Origin of the sequence: Streptomyces sp. NBC_01463, assembly GCA_036227345.1 — a bacterium.
Classification (GTDB): Bacteria; Actinomycetota; Actinomycetes; order Streptomycetales; family Streptomycetaceae; genus Streptomyces.
On sequence record CP109468.1, the window covers coordinates 8,070,858 to 8,093,598 of the forward strand.

Genomic DNA, 22,741 nt, shown 5'->3' on the forward strand with positions numbered 1-22,741 from the left:
AGTCTCACAGGCGCGGTGGCCGCCGGACAACCCCGGCTTCCGGCCACCACGCGCCCGCTCCGTACGCACCGGAGGACGCGCCGGAGGACGCGCCGGCGCCGTCCGCGCAGGGCCCCGCCGGGTCAGGATCAGGTGACGGAGGAGTTCTCGCGCCACAGCCGTGCGAGGTCCGCGTCGCCCGTCACCGTGACGGCGGTGAGCGGCAGCCGGTTCCAGAGCGTGAGGTAGAGCTGCTCGGCCGTGCCGCTCAGCTCGCAGTCCACGGGGGAGTCCGCGGCCGTTCCGTCCTCGCGGACCGCCGCCGGCGGCTCGTTGGAGAGCCGCACCGTCCATGCCGCCTCGGTGTCCGTCGCGCGCACGCGCAGAGTGCGCGCGGTCTCGGTCCGCACCCGGCTCTTCGGCCGGGCGTGGAAGCCGCGCAGCAGCTCGTCGACGCCGTCCACCGCGTGGGCGGGCGCCACGGGCGACAGGTCCCGGCCGCGCGCGGACTCCGCGTCCACCCGGTGGATCGTGGTCTCGTGGGCCTGCCGCCGCGCCCAGAAGGCGAGGGGCGAAGGGGCGGGGAAAAAGGCCCAGCAGTCCAGGTCCTCCGGCGCGCTCCCCAGCGCGTCGACCAGCTGCCGGTGTCCCTCCCGGAAGCGGGCGATCAGTTCCGGCCCGTCCAGGTCCGGCTCCCCGCCGTCCGGTACGTAGGAGGTGTGGCCCTCGGTCACGAAGGCGGCCGCCCAGGTGTGCACCATCGCGGTGTGCCTGAGGAGATCGCGGACCTGCCAGCCCGGACAGGTCGGCACCGGTGCCCCGGTCCCCGCCCCCTCGGCCGCGTCCGCCAGCAACCGGCCGTCGGCGGCCAGGGAATGTATGTACTCCGTGATCTTCATGGCTGGGATTGTGCCAGGGGATCAGGCGCCCTGCGGGTGGGCCGGGCGGGCCCGGCCGGTGACGCCGCGCACCAGCCGTACGAACCAGCCGAGCGCGAGCGACTGCACCAGCACGGACACCACCAGCGCCAGGTAGAGGAACCAGGCCGGTCCCGCCGCCTCCGCGCCCAGCACCGCGCCGCCGACGAAGAAGACGAACACGGTCGGCGCCGCCAGGAAGAAGAGCCACACGCCCGCGAACGACGCGTCCTCGTGGGCGACGAACAGGGTGTCCACGGTGACGAACACGGCGGTCGCCGCCACCACGCCCAGGTAGATCAGCGAGGCGACGTTACCGAAGGTGAGTCGGGCGAGTGCGCGGACGTGCCGCGTGGTCAGGACCGGCTTGTTCATGGTGTGCTCCCCGTAGATGGCTGACCTCTCCATCCTGCGCCGGGTGAATCGTTCCTGCCTGAGTACGGCTACTCACTCGCTCAGGTGTGTGCCGCGTTGCGGGCGCCGTAGCCGAGGGCGGCCGCGGCCATCGCGAGCAGGGCCACCGTGGTCAGGGCCACGGGCAGCGAGAACCAGTCGGTGAGGAAGCCGATCGCGGGCGGCCCGAGGAGCATCCCGCCGTAGCCGAGCGTCGAGGCCGCGGCCACCCCGCCGGGACCCGCCAGTTCGCCCGCCCTGCTGACCGCCACCGGGAAGATGTTGGCGAGGCCGAGCCCGGTGACGGCGAAGCCGAGGAGCGCGAGCCAGGTGGTCGGGGCGAGCGAGCCGAGCAGCATCCCGGCCGCCGCGGTGGTGCCGCCCGCGACCAGGGTGCGGGTCTGTCCGAGCCGTTCGAGCAGTGCCGTGCCGCTGAGCCGGCCCGCCGTCATGGCGAGTGCGAAGAGGGAGTAGCCGGCCGCCGCCACCCCGGGGTGGGCGTGCAGGTCCTGCTCCAGGTGGAGCGCGCCCCAGTCGGCCAGCGCGCCCTCGCCGTACGCGGTGCAGAGCGCGATCACGCCGAACAGCAGCACCACACGGCGTGCCCGTCCGGTCAGGCGCTGGGCGCCCTTTCCGCCGTCGGCCGTCGCCGGGACGGCCTTGCGGGACGGGTACCGCAGCAGGACCGGGCCCACGAGGGCGGTGACCAGCAGTCCGATTCCGGTCAGGCAGAGCAGGTGCGCGGAGGGCGAGAGGCCGGCCGCCACGAGGCCGCCGAGCCCGGCGCCGATCATGCCGCCGAGGCTGAACGCGGCGTGGAAACTGGGCATCACGGGCCGCCGCAGGGCGGTGACGAGGTCCACCGCCGCGCTGTTCATCGCCACGTTCATGCCGCCGTACGCCGCGCCGAACACCAGCAGCACCAGCCCGAGGGAGAGCGCCGAGTGGGTCTGGGCGGGAAGCGCGATGCTGAGCGACAGCAGGAAACCGCAGACGACGGTGACCGGGTGGCTGCCGAACCGGCGGCAGAGCCGGCCGGTCAGCATCATGGTGATCACGGCGCCGGCGGATACGCCGAGCAGTGCGAGGCCGAGGGTGGAGGCCGAGGCGCCGGTCTGGTGCTTGATGGCCGGGATGCGGACCACCCAGCCGGCGAAGAGGAACCCGTCGAGGGCGAAGAACACGGTCAGCGCGGTACGGAGGCGGGCCGACGGAGGTGTGGCGGTGTTTCCGCCCGGGTCCCCCGGCAGTGCCGTCCGCAGTTTGTTTAGTTGCGGCACAAACTCAGCATAGGGGCCCGTGGACAGCGGACGCAAGACGGCCGTCCACCCCGCTGTCAACCCGGCCGGGCGCGGTGTGCCGGGAGCGGCGCCGGTACGCCGAGGAGCGGGGCGGCGCGGGTGGGAAGCCGGGTACCGCCGCGTCGGCAGTGCCTCCGGATCATGGGAGACTCGCCCCCATGAACGGCAAGGGGACCACCACCCGGACGAAGTTGGAGAGGGGCCGCAGCGCGCTCGGGCCCGCGCTGGAACTGGTGCACACCGGACGCGCGCCCACCCGCGCCGTCCTCACCTCCGAGCTCGGGGTCACCCGCGCCACGGCGGGCGCGGTGGCCGCCGAGCTGGAGGCGCTTGGCCTGATCCGGGTCGACTCCAGCCCCGGGTCGGCGGCGGGCTCGCAGGGCCGCCCCTCGCACCGGCTGGCCGTGCGCGAGTCCGGGCCGGTGGCGCTGGCCGCCCAGGTGCACGCGGACGGATTCCGGGCCGCGCTGGTCGGTCTCGGCGGCCGGCTCGTCGCGACCGCCCCCGGCTGTGTCACCATCACGGCCGACCCGGCACAGGTCATCGGCGAAGTCGTGGACGACTGTGCACGGTTGCTGCGCGACAGCGGTCTGCGATGCGTCGGGGCCGGCCTCGCGGTGCCCTCCGCGGTCGCCGAGCCGGAGGGCACCGCCCTCAACCCCCTCCACATCGCCTGGCCCGCCGGGGCCCCCGTCCGCGAGATCTTCGCCACATGCGTCCGCGAAGCGGGCATCACCGGACCGGCGTTCACCGGCAACGACGTCAACCTCGCCGCGCTCGCCGAACACCGCCACGGGGCCGGGCGAGGGGCTCAGCACCTGCTGTGCGTCGCCACCGGCCACCGCGGGGTCGGCGGCGCGCTCGTCCTGGACGGCCGCCTGCACACCGGGAGTTCGGGACTCGCCCTGGAGGTCGGCCATCTCACCGTCAACCCCGAGGGCCGCCCCTGCCACTGCGGCGGCCGCGGCTGCCTCGACGTGGAGACCGACCCGCTCGCCTTCCTCACCGCCGCCGGCCGCGTGCCCGGCCCCGAGGAGTCCCTGCTCAAGCAGTCCGGGGACCTGCTGCGCAACGAGTACGGCGACGCGACGGTGCGCAACGCGGCGGAGGAACTGATCGACCGTCTCGGCCTCGGACTCGCCGGACTCGTCAACATCCTCAACCCGGACCGCATCATCCTCGGCGGACTGCACCGCGCGCTGCTGGACGCCGACCCTGAACGGCTGCGCGCGGTGGTCGCCGACCGCAGCCTGTGGGGGCGCAGCGGCAGTGTGCCGATCCTGCCCTGCACCCTCGACCACAACAGCCTGGTCGGGGCGGCGGAGCTGGCCTGGCAGCCGGTGCTGGACGACCCGCTGGGCGCGCTCGCCTGAGGCTGCTCACCCGGGGGCGGGACGGCCGGGCTCCGTCACCGGGGCGCCCCTCGGCCGCCCCCTTCCGGTGCCGCGAACGCGAACGCCCGCGCCGGGTTGGCGACCAGCATGTTGTCCACGGCGTCCGCTCCCAGTACCTCCGTCAGCCGGGGGCGCAGGCGGCGCAACAGGTGCGGCATGCCCGGGGTCTCCGGCATCGTGGTGTCGCCGCCCAGCAGCAGCTGCCCGCCGAACCCGGCCCCGGCCAGCGCCGCCAGTTCCTCCGGCAGCCGCCAGTCCGTCGCATGGTGGGCCCGTGACGGACCGTCGAACGCGAGGAACGCCCCCGCCCGGGCCGCCTCCAGCTGCTCCGTGCCGTCCGGCGACCGGCCCAGGTGGCCGAGGATCACCCGGTGCGGCGGGACGCCCGACGTGCCGCACAGCAGGTCGAGTACGTCGAGCGCGGCTGTCCCCAGCTCCAGGTGGACGGCGATCGGCGCCCCCGTGCGGTGATGCGCCTCCGCGGCCGCCGTCATGGTGAGCCGGGCGTGGGCGTCGAGCGTGTGGAAGGCACCGGCGACCTTGATCAGGCCCGCCCGCACCGTCGTGCCGCCGATGCCCGCGGTCAGCTCGGACACGAACAGCGAGGCGAGGTCGTCGCGGATCCGGTCGAGCAGTGCGGCCGGATAGTGCACCGCCTGGTGCAGACCCGTCGCCGCCACCACGTGCGTGCCCGTCGAGCGGGACAGCTCCGCCAGTGCGTCTGCCCGGCGGCCCATTCCGTACGGCGTCCACTGGACGACGGACCGGCCGCCGAACCCGCGGAAGGCGCGCAGCCGTTCGCCGGCTGCCACGGGGTCGTCGAGCTCCTGGCCCGGCAGCACGGGGCTGCGCAGGAAGAGGTGGTCATGGGCGTCGCAGACCCCCAGCTCGGCCGCGGGGACGTCCCCGAGGACGGTCCGGACCGCGGCTACCACTGGCGTCCCTCCCCGAGCCGGTCCCGCTCCGGCCGGCTGAGGTGGAGCACCTCGTACCGCTCGCCGAGCTCCCGCGGCCCGGGGTGGTCCCAGAGCGTGAAGTGGAGCAGTTCCCAGTGCCGGGGGTCGGCGGCCAGCGCGGTGGCCACCACTCCGGGCTCCTCGGCCAGCCGCCGGCTCTCCTCCAGGGCGGCATCGACCGCGTCCGCCGGAGCGGCCGCCTGCGGTACGGGGGAGCGCAGGCGCGTCGCCGACCGGGGCAGTGATCCCGACGACGGGCCCTCCGCGTAGGACAGGCCGGTCCAGTGCTGCACCTCGGGGCGGCCGAAGTCCCGCACGACGCCCTGGAATCCGGGACCCCAGAGGAAGGAGTTCATGCCCGCGGCCCCGGTCCACAGATAGAACGGCGCGTACTGGTTGACCGGCGAGTCCCGTCCGCGCTCCCGGACCAGGTACGCCTTGATGCCGAGCCCCGGGAAGGCGTCCATGAGGTGGCCCTTCGTCGCCACCCGGTCGCGGACGATGCCCATGTCGTAGTCGGCAGGCAGAGTGATCTCGTACTGCATGGCATGCATCGCGCGCTCCTCAGGCTGCCGGGTACTCGGGGACGGCGGCGTCGGTGTGCCAGTGGATGGTGCTGCCGTCATCGGCCGCCTCGACGACGGCCAGATGCGTCATGAAGGTGTGCGGTGCCGCGCCGTGCCAGTGCCACTCGTCCGGTTCGATCCACACCGTGTCGCCGGCCCGGATCGCCTCCACCGGACCGCCCCTTCGCTGCACGAGGCCCTCGCCCTCGGTGACGTGGAGGACCTGGCCGTGCGGGTGGGTGTGCCAGCCGGTGTGCCCGCCCGGTGCGAAGTGCACGCTGAACAACCGCAGCCGGGAAGGCGGTCCGGGGGCGGCGAGCTCGTCGAGCCAGACCGAGCCGTTGAAGTGCGCGGCCGGTCCGGACTGCGTGCCGGGGCGGTTCCTGGTGATGCGCATGGGTGAGGTGCTCCTCGGGGTCGGTGGTGTACGCGAGGGGGTCAGGCGGCGTCGGGGCGCGGGGCGAGCAGGGCGAGCAGCCCGCGGGCGGCCGCGTCGAAGGCGTCCGTCGAGCCCGATGCGCGGGCCAGCACGTAACCGCCCTGCACGGTCGCGACGATCGTCGCGGCGATGTCCCCGGGGGGCAGGGAAGGGGCGAACTCGCCCCGGTCCAGACCCTCCTGGACGATCTCCGTGAGCCGGCCGCGGAGCCAGGCGATCGTCTCGTCGACGGGCGCCCGCAGTTCGTCGCTCGCGATGACCTCCGGATCCATCGTCAGCCGCCCCACCGGGCAGCCCCGCAGCACATCGCGCTCGCGCAGCAGATATCCCGAGATCCGCTCGTACGCCGTGCCGGGAGCGTCCAGCAGGCCGCCCGCCGTCCCGCGCAGTTCCTCGGCCGTGCGGCGGATGGCCGCCAGTGCCAGATCGGGCTTGCCCGCGAAGTGGTGGTACATGCTGCCCTGGCCCGCGCCGGCGTGCTGCTGGATGGCCTTGGGGCTGGTGCCCACGTAACCGCGCTCCCACAGGAGCTCGCGAGTGGCTTCGATCAGACGGTCCGGAGTGCTCATGAACCCACTGTACATACTAGTAGGTACAGAATCCAGAACGCGCCTCACGGCCCCCCGGGAGCAGGAGCCGGAGCGCCGTCTACTCCCCACGGGGTACGCCCACTGCCGCTGGCCGTACGACGACGCGGCCCCCTCCCCGGAGACAGGCTCGGTGGTGAAGGAAAAGCGTGAGTCCCGAACCGTGAACCGAGGAGCTGACCGAGATGAACACCCTGGCCTTCGACGGCGGACCCGGACCGTGGGTCCTCCTCTTCCCGCTCGTCTGGGCAGCCGTCGTCATCACCGTCGTCACCGTCCTGCGTCGCACCGTCTGGCGCGGCCGCGGCCCCTGGCACAACCGCGCGATGCCGAACGGCCCCGCCGAGACCTCACCGATCACCCTGCTCGGCCGGCGCTTCGCCGCCGGTGAGATCGACGAGGACGAGTACTGGCGCCGCCTCTCCGTCCTCGACGAGCAGTTCGGGATCCGTGGCAAGGACGGTGCGGCATGACCACCACCGTTCCCGCCACCGGCACCACGACCGCCGCCCGGGTCGTCGACGCCGTGAAGGTCTACGGCTCGGGCGACACCGAGGTCAGGGCCCTGGACGGGGTGAGCGTCGACTTCCCGGCCGGCCGCTTCACCGCGATCATGGGGCCCTCGGGCTCCGGCAAGTCCACCCTGATGCACTGCGCCGCCGGACTCGACACCCTCACCTCCGGCACCGCGTTCATCGGCGACACCGAACTCGGGGCGCTCGACGACCGCAGGCTCACCCTGCTGCGCCGCCGGCGCATCGGGTTCGTCTTCCAGGCCTTCAACCTCCTGCCGACCCTCACCGTCGCCGAGAACATCACGCTCCCCATGGACCTCGCGGGGGAGCGGCCCGACCGGGCCCGGCTGGACGCGCTCATCGACACCGTCGGACTCCGCGACCGCCTGCACCACCGGCCGAGCGAACTGTCCGGCGGCCAGCAGCAGCGCGTCGCCGTCGCCCGGGCCTTCGCGGGCGGCCCCGACGTCGTCTTCGCCGACGAACCCACCGGCAACCTCGACTCGCGCGCCGGACAGGAAGTGCTCCGGCTGCTCGGCCGCACCGTCCGGCAGACCGGCCGCACCGTCGTCATGGTCACCCATGACCCGGTCGCCGCCGCGCACGCCGACGAGGTCGTCTTCCTGGCCGACGGACGCCTCGTCGACCGGATGCCGGACCCCACCGCCGAACGCGTACTCGACCGCCTCAAGGCGTTCGACCCCGCCCCGAGCACCCAGGGGACGCCATGACCAGCACCGGCGCCACCGTGCGCCTCAGCCTCTCCTCCCTCCGCACCCACCGGCGCCGGTTCGCCGGCACCCTGACCGCCGTCCTGCTCGGCGTCGCGTTCCTCGCCGGAACCCTCGTCATGGGGGACACCCTGCGCGCGAGTTTCGACACGATGTTCGGCAACGCGGCGAGCGGCACCGACGCCGTCGTCCGCTCCACCAACGTCGTCACCGTCTCCGGCGAGTCCGAAGGCACCAGGCAGCCCGTGAGCACCGGCCTCGTGCGGCGCATCGACCGGCTGCCCCAGGTCGCCGCGGCCGCCCCCGACATCCAGGGCGCCGGCCAGCTGCTCGGCGCCGACGGCAAGCCCATCGGCGGCCAGGGACCGCCCACCCTCGCCGGGAACTGGATCGACGACCCCGAGCTCAACCCCTACCGGCTCGCCGAGGGACACGCCCCCTCCGCAGCCGGCGAGGTCGTCATCAACCGCGGCACCGCCGACAAGGGCGGACTGAAGATCGGCGACACGACCGTCCTGCGCACCCCCGACCCGGTCCGGGTCACCGTCGTCGGCCTGGCCACCTTCGGCGGCGAGGACGGCATGGCGCAGGTGACCTACACCGGAATGACGCTCGCCGACGCCGAGCAGCACCTCACACCGAAGCCCGGCCAGGCCTCGAGCATCCAGGTGAGGGCCGGTCCCGGCACCAGTCAGCAGGAACTCGTCGACGCCCTGCGGCCCGTGCTGCCCCCGGACACCGAGGCCATCACCGGACAGGCCTCGGCCGCCGAGAACCAGGACATGATCTCCGGCGCCTTCCTGAGCCTGTTCACCACCCTGCTGCTGGTGTTCTCCGGCATCGTGCTGCTGGTCGCGACCTTCTCCATCCACAACACCTTCGCCATCGTCGTCGCCCAGCGCACCCGGGAGAACGCCCTGCTGCGCGCGCTCGGCGCCTCGCGCCGGCAGATCCTCGGCTCGACCCTGACCGAGGCGGCGATCGTCGGCGTGATCGCCTCCGCGGCAGGTCTGGCCGGCGGCATCGGGATCGCCGCCGGACTCCAGGCGCTCTTCCCGGCCATCGGGTTCCCGTTCCCCGACGGATCGCTCGTCATCAGCGGTGTGTCCATGCTGCTGCCGCTCGCCGTCGGAGTCGTGGTCTGCGCCGGCTCCGCCCTGGTGCCCGCCGTCCACGCCGGACGGACCGCTCCGCTCGCCGCCCTCCGCGAGACCGCCGTCGACGACTCGGCCGCCTCCCGGCCCCGCGCCGTCACCGGGCTCGCGCTGCTGACCGCCGCGGTGGGGGTGATCCTGACCGGCGCCCTGGCCGACCCGTCCATCTGGCTGTCGGCCGCCGGAGCGGTCCTCGCCCTCGCCGCGTTCGTCGTGCTCGGGCCGGTGGCCTCCTCGTACGCCGTACGGATCCTCGGGGGCCCGCTCGGCCGGCTGCGCGGCACCACCGGCCGGCTGGCCCGGCGCAACGCGCTGCGCAACCCGAAGCGGACCGCGTCGACCGCGACCGCCCTGATGATCGGTGTCGCGGTGGTCTCGCTCTTCACGGTGTTCGGCGCCTCGCTGAAGGCCACCATGAACCAGACCGTCGACCGTTCGTTCGCCGGTGACGTCGCCATCAGCGCCCCCGCCTTCGGGGCCGGCGGCAGCGGGCTCAGTCCCGGCCTCGCCCCGGCCGTCGACCGGCTGCCGGACGTGGACACCGCGGTCGGCCTCGGCAAGGGCGTCGCGGAGGTCGACGGCACCGGACGCGCCCTCACCGTGACCGACCCGGCGGCACTGGCCAGGGTCTTCGACCTCGGCCGGATCGACGGGTCGATGAAGACGCTGGGCGGAGACGGACTCGCCGTCTCCGACACCGAGGCAGGCAAGCGCGGGCTGCACACCGGCTCCACCGCACGGCTGACCTTCACCGACGGCCAGGAGCGGATCTTCACCGTCCGGGCCGTGTACGGACAGTCCGAGCTCGCCGGGGACTACGTCATCACCCGCCGGGCATGGGCCCCGCACCGCGGCCAGGACTCCGACTCACTGATCGCCGTCTCCTTCGCGGACGGGGTCTCCACGGCCGACGGCAAGGCCGCGGTCGAGAAGGCCGCCGCCGCGTACGGCAACCCGGACGTGCAGACCCGCGGCGAGTACGCGCAGTCCTCGGCCGGCGGCATCGACATGATGCTCACCCTGGTCTACGCCCTGCTGGCACTCGCCGTACTGATCGCCCTGCTCGGCATCGCGAACACCCTCACCCTGGCCGTTCACGAACGCACCAGGGAGCTGGGCCTGTTGCGGGCCGTCGGGCAGACCAGGAAGCAACTGCGGGCCATGGTCCGCTGGGAATCCGTCCTGGTCGCCGCGTTCGGCACGGCGGGCGGCCTCCTGCTGGGCGGCTTCCTCGGCTGGGTGCTGGTCAAGGCCTCCGAAGGGGCGGGCGACACCGCGTTCGCCTTCGCCCTGCCGCCGATGCGGCTGCTCGTGGTCGCGGCGGTCGGCATCACCGCGGGCGCGCTGGCGGGATGGCGGCCGGCCCGGCGGGCGGCGCGACTGGACGTGCTCCGCGCCATCGCCACCGACTAGCCGCCGCGGGCGGAACGGCAGTGCAGGAGCGGGGCGCCCCTCACCGGGGGCGCCCCGCTCCTGCCGCGTCAGCCGACGACCACCGACCGGGCCACCGAGGGCGACGCACCCTCCGGCGCCACGATGCCGCTCAGTTCGAACGGACCGTCGGTCGTCGCCCCGTACAGCACGTGCGGCGGCTGCGTGGCGAACAGGGAGGGCGTCGGAAGGGTGAACCAGACCACCTTCCCCGCACCGCCCCGGGGGCGGACGCCCCAGCTCTCACTGACCGCGGCAATCAGTGCGAGTCCGCGCCCCGACGTACTGGAGTCGCTGGCCTCGCGCACGGTCGGCATCCGTGGGTCGTGGTCATGGACGGACACCGTCAGCCGTTCGAGCAGCAACTCGATCTCGACGGTGCATGATTTGTCCGGCTGTGCATGCCGGTGGACATTGGTCAGCAGTTCTGTGACGCCGAGCGCTGCCTGGTCGATCAAGGGATCGAGATGCCAGTAGCGCAACTGCGCCGAGATGATTCTGCGGACCTGACCGATCCGCGACGGCAGGGCCTGGAGCTCCACCGTGCAGTGCCTGCTTGGCTCGCTGATCACGGCTGCGACTCCCCGAAATAGGTCCGGAAGAAGACGAAGGAACGGATCCAGCAGATGGCTGGCTGCTGATCTGGCCCGGCGGCCTGGATCGCAGTGTCACCGCCGGTAAACCATGAGTGACGTGCCTCCAATGTCGCCCAGCGGCCGCGGCACCGCAACTCGCGGTGTCCCCGCGGCGCCGCTCCGTCAGCCCCGCCGGCCGCCCGCCCTGAGCACCGCTTCCAGGAACCGGCGCGCGGGAGCGGCACTGTCGGGCTTGTCGCGGCGCCGCGGCATCGTCAGCCGGTACCGCCTCCCGTTGACCCGCGCCACCGTCCTGTCCGCGCCCGCGAACCACGGTCTGCCCGCGCTCACCGTCCCGGCCGGCGCGCTGTCGATCTCCCGGCCGTAGCTGGTCAGCAGCGCCACCCGGCCGTCCTTCACGGTGACCTGCCCCGCCCGGGTGACCGAACGCGCCCACCGGTCGATCCGCACGCCCGTCTCGCTGAACCCGCTCTCGTCGAACCCCGCCTCGCTGAACTCCGGCTCGTAAACGGCCACTTCGCCCCCTCCGTCGCACCCCTGAGAAGAAGTGTGCACATCCCGGGGCATGTGCACCAGAGCGGACCAGGACACAGGTCCCCTTCCCGGCACCGGCCCCGCCACCGCCCGGCCGACGGGGCCAAGGCATCGCTATGGAGCATCAAAGTCATCGTTTGTGCAGGTAGGGGGCATATCGTGGGGCTCGCCGAGACCGGTCGTACGAGGAGAAGCGCGCTGATGGACACGAGTGAGCACAGACACGACGGCGACATCGTGGCGACCGTCGACATCGATCGCACCGACCTGGCCTACCGGGCCTGGCTCAAGGAGGCGGTGCGCAAGGTCCAGGCCGACGCCAACCGCTCCGCCGACACCCATCTGCTGAGGTTCCCGCTCCCCGAGAGCTGGGGCATCGACCTCTACCTCAAGGACGAGTCGACGCACCCCACCGGCAGCCTCAAGCACCGGCTGGCGCGCTCGCTGTTCCTCTACGGGCTCTGCAACGGCTGGATCCGTCCCGGGAAGCCGGTGATCGAGGCGTCGAGCGGTTCGACCGCCGTCTCGGAGGCGTACTTCGCCAAGCTGATCGGCGTGCCGTTCATCGCCGTGATGCCCCGCACCACGAGCCCCGAGAAGTGCCGGCTGATCGAATTCCACGGCGGCCGCTGCCACTTCGTCGACGACTCGCGCACGCTGTACGAGGAGTCCGCCACGCTCGCCGCGGACACCGGCGGTCACTACATGGACCAGTTCACCTACGCCGAGCGGGCCACGGACTGGCGGGGCAACAACAACATCGCGGAGTCGATCTACCAGCAGCTGAGGCTGGAGCGCTACCCGGAGCCCGCCTGGATCGTCGCCACCGCGGGCACGGGCGGCACCTCGGCGACCATCGCGCGGTACGTGCACTACATGCAGCACGACACCCGCATCTGTGTGCCCGACCCGGAGAACTCCTGTTTCTTCGACGGCTGGACGAACCACGATCCGCACGCCACCAGCGACCGCGGCTCCCGCATCGAGGGCATCGGCAGGCCGCGGATGGAGCCGAGCTTCGTGCCGGGCGCCGTCGACCGGATGATGAAGGTCCCGGACGCGGCCAGCGTCGCGGCCGTGCGTGCCCTGGACCGGGCCATCGGCCGCAAGGCCGGCGGCTCCACCGGGACCGGCCTGTGGAGCGCCTTCAAGCTGGTCGCCGAGATGGTCGGGCAGGGCCGCACCGGCAGCATCGTCACCCTGATCTGCGACCCGGGCGACCGCTACCTCGACAAGTACTACTCCGATGCCTGGCTGGCCGCCCAGAACTTGGACATCGACCCGTACAGCCGGACGATCGAACGCTTCCTCGCCACCGGCAACTGGCCCGGCCAGGAGGAGTGCGCGGCCCGGACGAGCTGACCGGCCCGTCAGGCGGCGGCGGCCGAGAGGCGCCGGTCCAGATTGCGCACCGCGTCCCGGAACGACCTGCCCACCGCCGACCGGGCCCGCCGCAGCGTGAACCGGAACAGCGGCGAGCCGTCGGCGGCGAAGGTCCACTGCACCCGGGTGCCGGTGCCCGCCGGGGTCAGCCGCCACTCCTCCAACAGGGCCTGCAGGCCCGGCGCGTTGGACTGGTCGATCCGGTACGCGTACCGCTCACCGGGATCGGTCGCCACGATCGTCTCCCGGAACGCGATCCCGCCCCGCAGCCGCACCTCGCGACCCGCCCCGCCGTCGAGCGGCAGCGCCGCCGTCACCTGCGTGAACCAGCGGGGCCAGCCCTCGACGTCGTCGGCCAGCGCCCGGTACACGGCATCGGGCGGTGCGGACACCTCGGCGGCGAAGACCAGCCTCACCGGAGCGGAGTCGACGAAGTCGAGGCTCACGGAGCGGAGTCGGCGTGCCATGGAACGCACCTCCCGTGCGATCGGCGGGGGACGGGGCCGCGCACACCATAACCGGCAGACCGTCAGAAGTCGCCAGGTGCAACGGAACCGGATCGGCCCGCGGTACGCGGACGGGGTCAGCGCACCGCGGTGAGCGAGCCGCCCTCCTTCAGCCGGGCCGTCAGTTCCACCGGCGCGTCCCGCGGCGCCCGCACCGCGAGCGTCGTGCCGGCCGCCTTCTCGCGCACGGCCCCGGTTGCCTCGATCCCGCTCACCGCACGGCTTCCCGCGGCCAGTACGTACCACTGGCCGGACGGCGCCCTCCAGTGCGTGCCCGCCAGGACGTGCTGGCCGAACCGGCTGCACCGGGCCGTGTCGCGCTCGTCCGCCACCACCGTCCCCCGCCCGGTGGGCGAGGCGCTGGGGGCCAGGAACTGCACCAGCACGCGTCCGGGGCCCTGCCAGGTGTCGGCGCGGGTGCAGAGCCACTCGGCGGGCGTGCCGGACTCGGGCAGCCGCTGTTCGGCGAAGTTCCAGTTGTTGACCGCGCGGACACCGGTGCCCCGCAGCGCCGTCAGCGAACAGGCGGTGCGGGCCCAGGCCAGCAGGGCGGGTGTGCTCGTCGCCTCCCTGGGCTGTCGTGCCGCGGCGCCGGCGGCCGGACCGGGGGTGAAGGTGAGATGGACCGGGGCGAGGTCGCCCAGGTCGGTGAGGAGGAACGCGTGGTTCTCCACGATGCGTTCGGATGAGCGCAGCTGGAGCGCCGGCCAGGAGTCGCAGCTGCCGCCCGGCGACGGGCGCGGCACGGCCGCCGTGACCCCGTCCGCGTTCACCTCCAGCGTGCGCGCCGGGCTGTCCGGCGCCAGCAGGTCGCGCGTCGTGGTCCGCGAGATCCACGGAGCCATCAGGAAGCGGGCCCGGCCCCCGCTGCGGCTGACGACCAGGGCGGCCCCCGTCGTCACGTCCGCGCCGTCCGTCCGCGCGAAGTCCAGTGCGGGCGTCCCGGTCCCGGTCAGCGGCTCCGCGTAACGCACCACCCGCACGCCGCGGTCGTGGAACATCACCACGGCGGCGCCGTCCACCTCACCCGCGTACAACAACTGCGGTGGCTGCGCGGGCGGGACCGCGAGCGTCCCGGGCGTGGCCGAGACGGCGACGCTCTGCGGGGTACGTCCCCAGGCGCGCAGCGCCCGGCTCAGCAGGGCCCGGTCCCCGGCCCGGTTCCCGCGGGCCGGCCAGGCGGTGAAGTCGATGCGGGAGGTGTCCGCCCACTCCTCGGCCGCGGTGCTGAGCAGCGTGGCCGGATCGAGTGCGGGAGCCGGCACGCTCCGCGTGCCGCCGACGGCGGGTGCCGGGACCGGCGCACCGTCCTCCGCCACCGAGACCAGGACGCCGGCCACCACGCAGAGCGCCGCGGCGGCCGCCACCGCCCGCATCCGGTGCCTGCGCCGCAGCAGATCGCTCGGACGCGTCTGCAGCACACACGGGTCGAACTCCTCCGAGCGCAGCAGCGCTTCGGTGCCCGCCCGGTCGGCGTCACCCAGCCGAGCGGCGGCCCGTACCGCGTCCGCAGCGTCCGGCGCGCCCGCCCGGGCGAGCAGGGCCTGCGTGTCCCGGGCGTCCAGCTCCTCCAGCAGCCGCAGCGCGAACGCGGCCCGCACCGCCCCGGGGACCGCCGACAGCGCCTGGTCCAGGGCCAGTTCCGCCGCGCCGCCGGCCCGCGGGAAGAGCCGCAGGCCCCAGACGGACGGGAGCGAGGGCCGCAGCGCCGCGGGCGCCGGGAGCCGGTCCGGCCACCAGCGCGGCCGGCGCTCGTGCCCGAGCGCGGCGCGCAGCACCCGCAGCCGCATCCAGGCGTACGCCGAGCCGGAGCCGTCCGGGGCAGGCCGGTGCGCGGCACCACGGGTCTGGGCCGGGACCCGCGACAGGGCCGGGGCCTCGGGCGCCGCACGCACGCCGGGCAGCGCGCGCTGCACCGCCGCGTGCGCGGCGAGCACCCGGCGGTGCCGGCCGAGGGACGGCGGCAGCACCAGATAGGCGAGCCGGACGAGACGGGGGTAGTGCTCCATGAGCGCGGACTCGGCCTGCTGCACGCCGGGGCGCTCGCTGCTGCCGGTGGACCGCTGCCGCGGAGGGTGGATCGGCATGATTCGGTGCCTTCTGAGCCGTAGGCGAAAACCGTCACACCGTAAAACGACTCGATCGTGTGACGGTCACATCACCTGCTCATGACGCCTGCGGCGGACCGTGCCGGGACGGCACCGCCGTCAGGCGTACGGCTGCGCGGGCCGGTCGAGCATGGAGTCGAGCACCCGGCCGAACACCCGCCGTCCCGCGCCGGCGATCAGTGGATCGCCCCACCGGGGCAGCAGCCGCACAGCGAGCTCCTCCACCCACACCACATGGGAGCCGGCATGGGTGGGATACACGTCGATCGAGGCACGGCCCCGCACCACCCCGCCGCGCTTCTCCAGCCGGCACATCCCCGCCCGGCTGCCCGCCGGAGGCGACCAGCGCACCACTTCCATCGGATCGTCGAACGCCAGCGGGCCGATCCCGGTACGCGCCACGAACACCGTCCCGACCCGGGTCGGCAGGCCGGTCGGCACCGTGATCGTCGTCAGCGGGACCTGTGCGGCGTGCCGTTCCCAGTCCGTCACCCGGCGCCAGGACTCGGCGGCGGGCAGAGGGGTGAAGCGTTCGATCCGGAAGACGGCCACAGCTCGATCCTAGGACGTCATGGCCACGGCGCGAGCGGAGTGGAACCCGGGCCGGGGCGGCCGCTCAGTCCTGTGCGGGCTCACCGCTCGCGGTCCGGCCCGCCACGACGAGGCCCGGCAGATGCTCCTCGATCTCCTCGCGGGCGCCCTCCGACAGACCCGCGTCGGTGACGAACGTGTGCACCTGGTCCAGCGCGGCGAACGAACTCAGGCCCACCGTGCCCCACTTGGTGTGGTCGGCGACGACCACCACCCGCCGTGCCGACTGGACGAAACGGCGGTTGGTCTCGGCCTCCGCGAGATTCGGCGTGGACAGCCCGCCCTCCACCGAGATCCCGTGCACCCCGAGGAAGAGCACATCGAAGTGGAGCGAGGCGATCGCCCGGTCGGCGACCGGGCCCACCAGCGAGTCGGACGGGGTCCGCACCCCGCCGGTGAGCACCACGGTCGCGGCGCCGGGCCGCGCGCCCGGCGAACCGGGACGCTGCGCGGCATGGAACACGTCGGCGACCCGCACCGAATTGGTCACCACCGTCAAGTCCGGTACGTCCAGCAGCTGCTGGGCCAGGGCGTAGGTGGTGGTGCCGCCGGAGAGCGCGATGGCGCTGCCGGGCACGGCCATCGCCGAGGCCGCCCGGGCGATGTCCTCCTTGGCGGTCAGCTCCAGCGCCGACTTCGCCTCGAAACCGGGCTCGTGGGTACTCGCCTCGACCACCGGCACGGCGCCGCCGTGCACCTTCTCGATGACGCCCTGGCGGGCCAGCGCGTCCAGGTCACGGCGCACCGTCATGTCGGAGACGTTCAGCTTCCGGGTCAGCTCGTTGACCCGGACCCCGCCGCGCCTGCGCACCTCGTCGAGGATCAGCGCACGCCGCTGCTCCGCGAGCAGATTCTGATTCTCGCTCAACGCGGGTCCGGTCCTTCCCTCTGGCCGTGCGGCGGTCCATGTCGACGGCTCATCCTGCCACGCGGTGTCGCACACCGCCGCACTGGGGAGATTCGGTGAGAGCGGTGCGGACGCCCGGACGCATCCACCACTCTGGTGACCGGGCGTCAGCCGCGTCGTCCCAGGGCTTCCACCTCCGAGAGCGAGTCACCCCCGTGCCACCTGCCACCCAGGCCCCGCAGAGCGAAGGACCCGCACTGGAACTGCTGGTCCACGGCGTGGGCGGAGCCACTCCCCAGGAGATGCTCACCGACCCGCGCACGGTCCGCGTCACCGGGGACGCCACTGCCGCCATATACCGCCGCCCCGGCGACATCGACGCGGAGGCACACCCCGAGCGGTACCGGGACCGGCCCATCGCCGAGGCGTACTGCTGGTCCAACCTCACCTCCGGCAACGGCTCCCGCGCGCTGTGGCTCCTGCTGCTCCCGTTCATGGTGATCAACCTCGCCCACTGGATGCGTCCGGCCGCCACCCGCCGCCCCCGGACGGTCCGGCTGTACGGCGCGATCGTCAGGCTCCTCGCCCTGAGCCTCACCGTGCTGCTGACCGCCGCCGCCTGCGAGGTCGCGCTCGATCTGACCGCCTGGCAGTGCGCGGGCGTACCGGACTGTTCCGACCAGCGGTCGTGGCTGGGCTTCCTGTCCTCCGCACAGGGCGGCTGGTGGTCCCAGCCCGGGCGCAGGCTCGCACTGGCCGCGCTGGTGCCGACCGCCCTGGTGGGACTCCTCTGGTACCTCTCCAACCGGACCTGGAGCACCTACGAGTCGGCGCGCCCGCTCAGCGGCTCCGGCCCCGAGGAGGGTGCACCGCCGGCCACCGCCCCCGTGGTGCGGCCCGCGCTCGGACGGCCCGGATTCTGGTACGGACGACGGCTCGTCGCGCGCCTGCGCGCCGCGCACACCGCCGCCGGGTTCCTGACCGTCACCGCATCCGTCACGGGCGCCACCGCCCGCCGGGACCGTGCCGTCGCCGGGCCGGTGCCCGAGGTGTTCGGGCGGCTGATCGAGGTGGCCCTCGTGATGGGGATGCTCGTCGTCCTGTGGGTGGTGTGCCGGCGCGGCCGCAGCGAACGGCGCCTCGACAACCGCCTCGACCGCGCCGTCGTCACCTACCTGCCCGTCACCGCCCTCGCCCTGCTCGTCCTCGCCTCACTGCACGCCGGCTGGTCCCGGCCCGGCTGGACCTCCGCCGGAACCCTCCCCGGTGACATGACCTTCCGCGTCGTCACGCTCGCCCAGGGCGCCCTCGTCGTCGTCCTCGCCGTCGTGTCGCTGAGCCTCTACCGGCGCAGCCCCGAGCCGCGCACCGTGATGCGCGGACTCGGTGGCCCCGCCGTCGCGATGCTCGCCTGCGCGCTCGGCGGCGTCATGACCGGCGGCGTGGCCCAGCGCGTCGCCGACTGGCTCGACGGTCCCGGCAGCCCCGGCATGGGCCGCAGCGCCGTCATAGAGGGACCGCCGGTGCTCCTCAGCTGGCAGGCCTCCGTCATCCCCGTCCTGCTGGTGCTGCTCCTGGTCCCCGGCCTCGTGCTGGGCGTACGGACCTACCGTGCGGCCCGCCGGCTGGAACCGCTGATCGACTCGGAGTACGGACAGGCGCGGCCCGACGACGTGCGGACCCGGCAGATCGCCAGGATCCGGGCCGCGGCCGCGCTGACCGACTCCGCACCCGGCATGCTCGGCCTGGTCTCCGGTGCCACGCTGCTGCTCGGCGCGGGGGCGGTCGGCGGGGCGTGGGCGAGCGGCCAGGTCCCCGGGCTCGCCATGGACGGCAGCAGCCCCTTCGTCGAATCGGTGGCCGAGGCCGCGCAGTCCACCGGCTCCTGGCTGATCGGCTTCGGCTTCCTGCTGTTCGTCGCCTGCGGGCGGCGCGCCTACCGCGACGCCTCGGCCCGGCGCACCATCGGCATCCTCTGGGACGTCGGTACGTTCTGGCCGCGCGCCGCGCACCCCTTCGCACCGCCCTGCTACGCCGAGCGGGCCGTGCCCGACCTGGCCTCGCGGATGTCCGGATGGACCGCGCGCACCCGCGGCAGGCTCGTCATCTCCGGCCACTCCCAGGGCAGCGTGCTTGCCGCGTCGGCGGTCTGGCAGCTGCCCGCCGAGACCCGTGGCCGGGTCGCCCTGCTCACCTACGGATCGCCCATCGAGCGGCTCTACGGGCGCTGGTTCCCGGCCTACTTCGGCCCCGCCCAGCTGCACGGGCTGCACCGGTCGGTGCACTGCTGGCGCAATCTGTGGCGGGCCACCGATCCGATCGGCGGCGCGGTGCGGCTCGGCGAGGAGTCCGGACCCGAGGTGGACCGGGGCCCGCTGAAGGACCCGCTGGTCTACGGACGCACTCCCGAACACCCGCTGCCCGAGCCGGTGCTGGGACACTCCGACTACCAGGCCGACCCCGTCTTCGCCCAGGAGCGGGCCGCACTCCTGGAACGGCTGGCTCCCGTCCTGCCCCAGCAGGCGGACGGGTCCGGCCGAGGCGTCAGGGAAGTTCCGGAAGGTCTTCCGGATACAGCAGAGTGAGGTCGTCCGTGCTCGTCTCGGCGAGCTGGGCGACCCGGCCGGCATGCCGCTCGACCATCGACTCGAAGGTCTGGCGGGCGGTACGGCCGTTGCCGAAGGCCGGCCCCTTGGGCAGCTCCGTGAAGTACTTCAGCAGCGCGTCCCCGGTGCCGGACGCCAGGCTGTACTCCTGCTCCTCGGTCTGCTGCTCGACGATCCTCAGCAGCTCCTCCGGGTCGTAGTCGCTGAAGGTGATGGTCCGTGAGAACCGGGACGCCACGCCGGGGTTGACGGTGAGGAAGCGCTCCATCTCGTGGGTGTACCCGGCGACGATGACGACGACCGCCTCCCGGTGGTCCTCCATCAGCTTCACCAGCGTGTCGATGGCCTCCCGGCCGAAGTCCCGGCCGGAGTCCTCGGGGGACAGGGCGTACGCCTCGTCGACGAACAGCACCCCGCCGCGCGCCCGGTCGAAGGCCTCCTGGGTGCGGATGGCCGTCGAGCCGATGTGCTCCCCGACCAGGTCGACCCGGGACACCTCGACGAGATGGCCCCGGTCCAGCACCCCGAGGGAGGCCAGGATCTCGCCGTACAGGCGGGCGACCGTGGTCTTGCCGGTGCCGGGGGAGCCGGTGAAGACCAGATGCCGGCGGACCGACGCGGCCTTCAGCCCCGCCTGCTGACGCCGCCGCCCCACCTCGATCATGTCCGTGAGGGCGCGCACCTCGCGCTTCACGCTGTCGAGGCCGACCAGCGCGTCCAGTTCACCCAGCACCGCGCCGGAGGTGCGCGCCGGCTCGGCCGGCTCCTCCGTCACCGCGACGGGCTCCACCGCTCGCGGTGCGGGCACCGCGCCCAGCAGCCCGGGGGCCGACTGCGTGGCCGTCAGCACGGCGGGCGGCGGGGGAGTGGCGGTCCGCAGACCGCTCTCGTCGCTCGTGCAGTCCTCCACCACGGGCCCCGTCCCCGAACCGTCCCCGTGGGCCCCGCCCTCCGCGAACTCGTACCCGCCACGGGCACACCGTTCGGTACGGCAGCGCGTCAGCGTCGTACGGCAGCCGTCCATCACATGGAAGCCGTAGCCCTCGCTCCCGGTCACCCGGCAGCTGTGGAAGGTGCCGCGCCCCTCGGCCGACACGTAGAAACCGGCCTCGGCGGGGGAGATGACGGTGCAGCGCTCGATGGTGGGATCCGCGCCCTTGGTGACGATCACGCCGGTCTGTGCCGCGTCGATCGTGCAGTTGTTCAGCGTGCCGCCACTGCCGTGGTCGCGGAACCAGGCGCCGGTGGACGCCTCCCGGATCCGGCAGTCGTCGAGCTGGGCCGTCGCCCCGTCGCTGACCGACACCGCGGTGTTGCGGACCTGGGACAGATCGCTGTCGACGACGTCGGCGCGTGAGCCCCGGTCGAGCACGAAGAGGGCGTCCGGCACGTCGTGGACCCGGCAGGAATCCAGTATCACGGTGGCACCGTCGCTGACCCAGACCGCCGGGTAGTCGCCCGTACTGTCGTGGATCTCGCACTGGTTCGCGTCGACCCGGGTGCCCGGGTCCCAGACCGAGAGCCCGTTGCGGCCGAACCGCCGCACCGTCGAACGGGTCAGGGTGAGGACCGAGCGCGAGCGCAGGTCCACCGCGTTCTCGGGGATGTCGTGGATGTCGCAGTCGGCCAGCGTGAGCACCGCGTCGGTGTCGAGGGTGACCCCGTCCGCGGAGGTGCGGTGCACCGTGCAGTCGGTGAGATGGGCCGAGGCCCGGGCGGACACCTGTATCCCGCTGCCCTTGATCTCGTACACCTCGCAGCCGACGGCCTCCAGACCGCTGCCCTCACCCGTCACGGAGAGTCCCGCGCCCGAGGAGTGGTGGATGCGGCAGCGCTCCAGCCGGGGGTGCGCTCCGTCGCGCACCGACACTCCGGACTGGCCGGCCGAGACGACCTCGCACTCCTCGAACACCCCGCCCGCACCGTCGAGTACGGCGATGCCGACCCCGGCCGGGTTGTCGACGGTGCAGCGGCGCACGGTAGGCCGGGCCGCGCCGCGCACCTCGATGCCGGCGGCCGAGCGCGTCACGATCCGCAGGTCCGAGAGGTCCGGTGCGCCCTCCTCGACCAGCAGCGCCGGCGCGGCGGAGTCCTGACCCTCCACATGCAGGTCCTGGACGACGGCGGAGGCGCGCAGGGTCAGCGGCACGCCGTCCACGGGCGCGATCCGTACGGAGCCGACGGTGCCCTCGGGCCCGCGCAGGGTCACCGCGCGGGCGATGACCAGGTTCTCCCGATAGGTGCCCGGTGCGACGGTGAGGACATCACCGTCCGCCGCCGCTTCCAGAGCCGCGGTGAGGGAGGCGTACTCGCCTGTGCGGCGCCGCCACCGCGATGTGCCGGTGTGCGTCACCTGGACCGTGCCCTGTGCCATGGCGCTGTTGTGCCCCCACCTCGTGCGTGTGTGATGCCCGTGTCACCGGCCTCGCGGCAGCGACCACCCGGGATCCCCTCGAAGGAGTGACGGGCTGGCCGGTCCACCGTAGCGCGCGCGGAGGGCGGGAGTTGACCCGATGAGCAGGTCGTCAGCTGCCCGTGCCCGTCCTGCCCCAGTCCGGACCGGCCTTGGCCCAGGCCCGGTCGAGCCGTTCGTACCGCCGTTGCACCATGCGCCATACGACCAGACGGCGACCGCCCTCGATCAGGACCACGGCCAGCAGGGCCGCACCGAAACCTGCCAGCGCGGCGTGCGTGTGCGCCGTCGGCGCGTCCATCGGGCGCAGCGCGGGATTGCCCGACCGGTCGGTCCAGATCCGCACCCGCGCGCCGACCGCTGTGTCGTGCGAGGTGGTCGTCACCGTGGCGCTGCGCGCCGTGCCGTCCGGGGCGTGCCAGCGGGCCACCACCGGGGTCTGCGCCATCCGGTCCGTGGCGACCTCGGGGTCGGACACGTAGTGCCGGGGCGAGACCTGGCGGACCACGACGGCGGTGGTGAGCTGCCGGCCCGCGTGCTGGGCGCGCACGGACTGCTGCAGTGTGTCGTCGGTACGCGCTCCGCAGTACCAGCCGAGGGCCGGTGCGGCCAGCACCAGCAGAAGAAACGCGACCAGAGCCACCCACGCCTCGCGCCTGTCCGTGGCGCGGCGCAGGGGGTTGTGCCGCCAACGCCAGACTCCCGTGAGCGCTCGCACAGTCCTGCACCCCCTTCCGTATCCGTCTTAACCCGATACGGCGCGGTCCGCGCGCTGAAGAGACGAAGAGAGAGCA

General features: G+C 73.6%; 21 protein-coding genes. 6 read left to right on the top strand and 15 right to left on the bottom strand.

Annotated elements, in window-relative coordinates; translation table 11 throughout:
* Window positions 1–128 precede the first annotated feature (128 nt).
* The 3 genes from OG521_35410 to OG521_35420 form a co-directional block, all read right to left on the bottom strand.
* Window positions 129–878, bottom strand: coding sequence for a maleylpyruvate isomerase family mycothiol-dependent enzyme (locus tag OG521_35410; GenBank protein ID WUW25767.1), 750 nt, complete (start codon window positions 876–878; stop codon window positions 129–131).
* A 21-nt stretch (window positions 879–899) separates the two neighbouring features.
* On the bottom strand, window positions 900–1,271 hold the full coding sequence (locus OG521_35415) for a hypothetical protein (protein ID WUW25768.1): 372 nt from the start codon (window positions 1,269–1,271) through the stop codon (window positions 900–902).
* Between the two features lie 80 nt (window positions 1,272–1,351).
* Complete coding sequence (locus OG521_35420; GenBank protein ID WUW25769.1) at window positions 1,352–2,569, bottom strand: MFS transporter; 1,218 nt, start codon at window positions 2,567–2,569, stop codon at window positions 1,352–1,354.
* 179 nt (window positions 2,570–2,748) lie between these two features.
* Here OG521_35420 and OG521_35425 point away from each other — a divergent pair, with 179 nt between their 5' ends.
* The gene (locus OG521_35425) at window positions 2,749–3,963 is read left to right on the top strand and encodes an ROK family protein (GenBank protein ID WUW25770.1); all 1,215 of its coding nucleotides are present in this window, start codon (window positions 2,749–2,751) and stop codon (window positions 3,961–3,963) included.
* Window positions 3,964–3,998: 35 nt separating this feature from the next.
* On the opposite strand, the gene OG521_35430 is transcribed toward OG521_35425, so the two are convergent.
* From OG521_35430 to OG521_35445, 4 genes are read right to left on the bottom strand one after another with little or no spacing between them, the layout of a single operon-like run.
* Entirely contained in the window at window positions 3,999–4,919 is a 921-nt protein-coding gene (locus OG521_35430) for a phosphotriesterase (protein WUW25771.1), read from the bottom strand.
* Window positions 4,913–5,494, bottom strand: a complete 582-nt coding sequence (locus OG521_35435) for a DUF4865 family protein (protein ID WUW25772.1) — start codon at window positions 5,492–5,494, stop codon at window positions 4,913–4,915. The genes OG521_35430 and OG521_35435 overlap by 7 nt, the downstream gene beginning before the upstream one ends.
* Before the next feature lie 10 nt (window positions 5,495–5,504).
* Window positions 5,505–5,903 carry a cupin domain-containing protein gene (locus OG521_35440; protein ID WUW25773.1) on the bottom strand — a complete coding sequence of 133 codons (399 nt, stop codon included), beginning with the start codon at window positions 5,901–5,903 and terminating at the stop codon, window positions 5,505–5,507.
* Between the two features lie 41 nt (window positions 5,904–5,944).
* A complete protein-coding gene (locus tag OG521_35445) occupies window positions 5,945–6,514 on the bottom strand; it encodes a TetR/AcrR family transcriptional regulator (protein ID WUW25774.1) in 570 nt (189 codons plus the stop codon).
* A gap of 203 nt (window positions 6,515–6,717) precedes the next feature.
* On the opposite strand from OG521_35445, the gene OG521_35450 reads away from it, so the two are divergent.
* From OG521_35450 to OG521_35460, 3 genes are read left to right on the top strand one after another with little or no spacing between them, the layout of a single operon-like run.
* Complete coding sequence (locus tag OG521_35450; GenBank protein WUW25775.1) at window positions 6,718–7,005, top strand: SHOCT domain-containing protein; 288 nt, start codon at window positions 6,718–6,720, stop codon at window positions 7,003–7,005.
* Window positions 7,002–7,778 (top strand): ABC transporter ATP-binding protein, encoded by a 777-nt coding sequence (locus tag OG521_35455; protein WUW25776.1) that lies wholly within the window; start codon window positions 7,002–7,004, stop codon window positions 7,776–7,778. Before OG521_35450 ends, OG521_35455 begins: the two co-directional genes overlap by 4 nt.
* Window positions 7,775–10,345, top strand: a complete 2,571-nt coding sequence (locus OG521_35460) for an ABC transporter permease (GenBank protein WUW25777.1) — start codon at window positions 7,775–7,777, stop codon at window positions 10,343–10,345. The genes OG521_35455 and OG521_35460 overlap by 4 nt, the downstream gene beginning before the upstream one ends.
* Before the next feature lie 68 nt (window positions 10,346–10,413).
* On the opposite strand, the gene OG521_35465 is transcribed toward OG521_35460, so the two are convergent.
* Entirely contained in the window at window positions 10,414–10,935 is a 522-nt protein-coding gene (locus OG521_35465) for an ATP-binding protein (protein ID WUW25778.1), read from the bottom strand.
* Window positions 10,936–11,121: 186 nt separating this feature from the next.
* Window positions 11,122–11,475 carry a hypothetical protein gene (locus OG521_35470; GenBank protein ID WUW25779.1) on the bottom strand — a complete coding sequence of 118 codons (354 nt, stop codon included), beginning with the start codon at window positions 11,473–11,475 and terminating at the stop codon, window positions 11,122–11,124.
* 219 nt (window positions 11,476–11,694) lie between these two features.
* On the opposite strand from OG521_35470, the gene OG521_35475 reads away from it, so the two are divergent.
* Window positions 11,695–12,855 carry a PLP-dependent cysteine synthase family protein gene (locus OG521_35475; protein WUW25780.1) on the top strand — a complete coding sequence of 387 codons (1,161 nt, stop codon included), beginning with the start codon at window positions 11,695–11,697 and terminating at the stop codon, window positions 12,853–12,855.
* A gap of 8 nt (window positions 12,856–12,863) precedes the next feature.
* Here the strand turns inward: OG521_35475 and OG521_35480 are convergent, their stop codons facing one another.
* The 4 genes from OG521_35480 to OG521_35495 all read right to left on the bottom strand — a co-directional run bounded on the left by OG521_35480 (window position 12,864) and on the right by OG521_35495 (window position 16,949).
* Window positions 12,864–13,343, bottom strand: coding sequence for an SRPBCC family protein (locus OG521_35480; GenBank protein ID WUW25781.1), 480 nt, complete (start codon window positions 13,341–13,343; stop codon window positions 12,864–12,866).
* A gap of 116 nt (window positions 13,344–13,459) precedes the next feature.
* Window positions 13,460–15,469: a hypothetical protein gene (locus OG521_35485; GenBank protein WUW25782.1), complete on the bottom strand. Its 2,010-nt coding sequence runs from the start codon at window positions 15,467–15,469 to the stop codon at window positions 13,460–13,462.
* A 120-nt stretch (window positions 15,470–15,589) separates the two neighbouring features.
* Window positions 15,590–16,042, bottom strand: coding sequence for an SRPBCC family protein (locus OG521_35490; protein WUW25783.1), 453 nt, complete (start codon window positions 16,040–16,042; stop codon window positions 15,590–15,592).
* A 64-nt stretch (window positions 16,043–16,106) separates the two neighbouring features.
* Complete coding sequence (locus tag OG521_35495; protein ID WUW25784.1) at window positions 16,107–16,949, bottom strand: DeoR/GlpR family DNA-binding transcription regulator; 843 nt, start codon at window positions 16,947–16,949, stop codon at window positions 16,107–16,109.
* 281 nt (window positions 16,950–17,230) lie between these two features.
* Between OG521_35495 and OG521_35500 the strand changes: the two genes are divergently transcribed.
* Window positions 17,231–19,513, top strand: coding sequence for a hypothetical protein (locus OG521_35500; GenBank protein ID WUW26908.1), 2,283 nt, complete (start codon window positions 17,231–17,233; stop codon window positions 19,511–19,513).
* Here the strand turns inward: OG521_35500 and OG521_35505 are convergent.
* Together OG521_35505 and OG521_35510 are read right to left on the bottom strand one after the other, a co-directional pair.
* Entirely contained in the window at window positions 19,473–21,908 is a 2,436-nt protein-coding gene (locus OG521_35505; protein ID WUW25785.1) for a right-handed parallel beta-helix repeat-containing protein, read from the bottom strand. The two genes, OG521_35500 and OG521_35505, sit on opposite strands and share 41 nt — an antisense overlap.
* A gap of 151 nt (window positions 21,909–22,059) precedes the next feature.
* Window positions 22,060–22,665 (bottom strand): hypothetical protein, encoded by a 606-nt coding sequence (locus OG521_35510; protein ID WUW25786.1) that lies wholly within the window; start codon window positions 22,663–22,665, stop codon window positions 22,060–22,062.
* Between the last annotated feature and the right edge of the window lie 76 nt (window positions 22,666–22,741).

Coding starts and splice junctions, on each gene's coding strand:
- OG521_35425 (WUW25770.1), top strand. CDS start 2,749: ATGAACGGCAAGGGGACCACCACCCGGACGAAGTTGGAGAGGGGCCGC.
- OG521_35410 (WUW25767.1), bottom strand. CDS start 878: ATGAAGATCACGGAGTACATACATTCCCTGGCCGCCGACGGCCGGTTG.
- OG521_35500 (WUW26908.1), top strand. CDS start 17,231: ATGCTCACCGACCCGCGCACGGTCCGCGTCACCGGGGACGCCACTGCC.
- OG521_35450 (WUW25775.1), top strand. CDS start 6,718: ATGAACACCCTGGCCTTCGACGGCGGACCCGGACCGTGGGTCCTCCTC.
- OG521_35460 (WUW25777.1), top strand. CDS start 7,775: ATGACCAGCACCGGCGCCACCGTGCGCCTCAGCCTCTCCTCCCTCCGC.
- OG521_35445 (WUW25774.1), bottom strand. CDS start 6,514: ATGAGCACTCCGGACCGTCTGATCGAAGCCACTCGCGAGCTCCTGTGG.
- OG521_35415 (WUW25768.1), bottom strand. CDS start 1,271: ATGAACAAGCCGGTCCTGACCACGCGGCACGTCCGCGCACTCGCCCGA.
- OG521_35505 (WUW25785.1), bottom strand. CDS start 21,908: ATGGCACAGGGCACGGTCCAGGTGACGCACACCGGCACATCGCGGTGG.
- OG521_35475 (WUW25780.1), top strand. CDS start 11,695: ATGGACACGAGTGAGCACAGACACGACGGCGACATCGTGGCGACCGTC.
- OG521_35440 (WUW25773.1), bottom strand. CDS start 5,903: ATGCGCATCACCAGGAACCGCCCCGGCACGCAGTCCGGACCGGCCGCG.
- OG521_35480 (WUW25781.1), bottom strand. CDS start 13,343: ATGGCACGCCGACTCCGCTCCGTGAGCCTCGACTTCGTCGACTCCGCT.
- OG521_35485 (WUW25782.1), bottom strand. CDS start 15,469: ATGCCGATCCACCCTCCGCGGCAGCGGTCCACCGGCAGCAGCGAGCGC.
- OG521_35435 (WUW25772.1), bottom strand. CDS start 5,494: ATGCATGCCATGCAGTACGAGATCACTCTGCCTGCCGACTACGACATG.
- OG521_35455 (WUW25776.1), top strand. CDS start 7,002: ATGACCACCACCGTTCCCGCCACCGGCACCACGACCGCCGCCCGGGTC.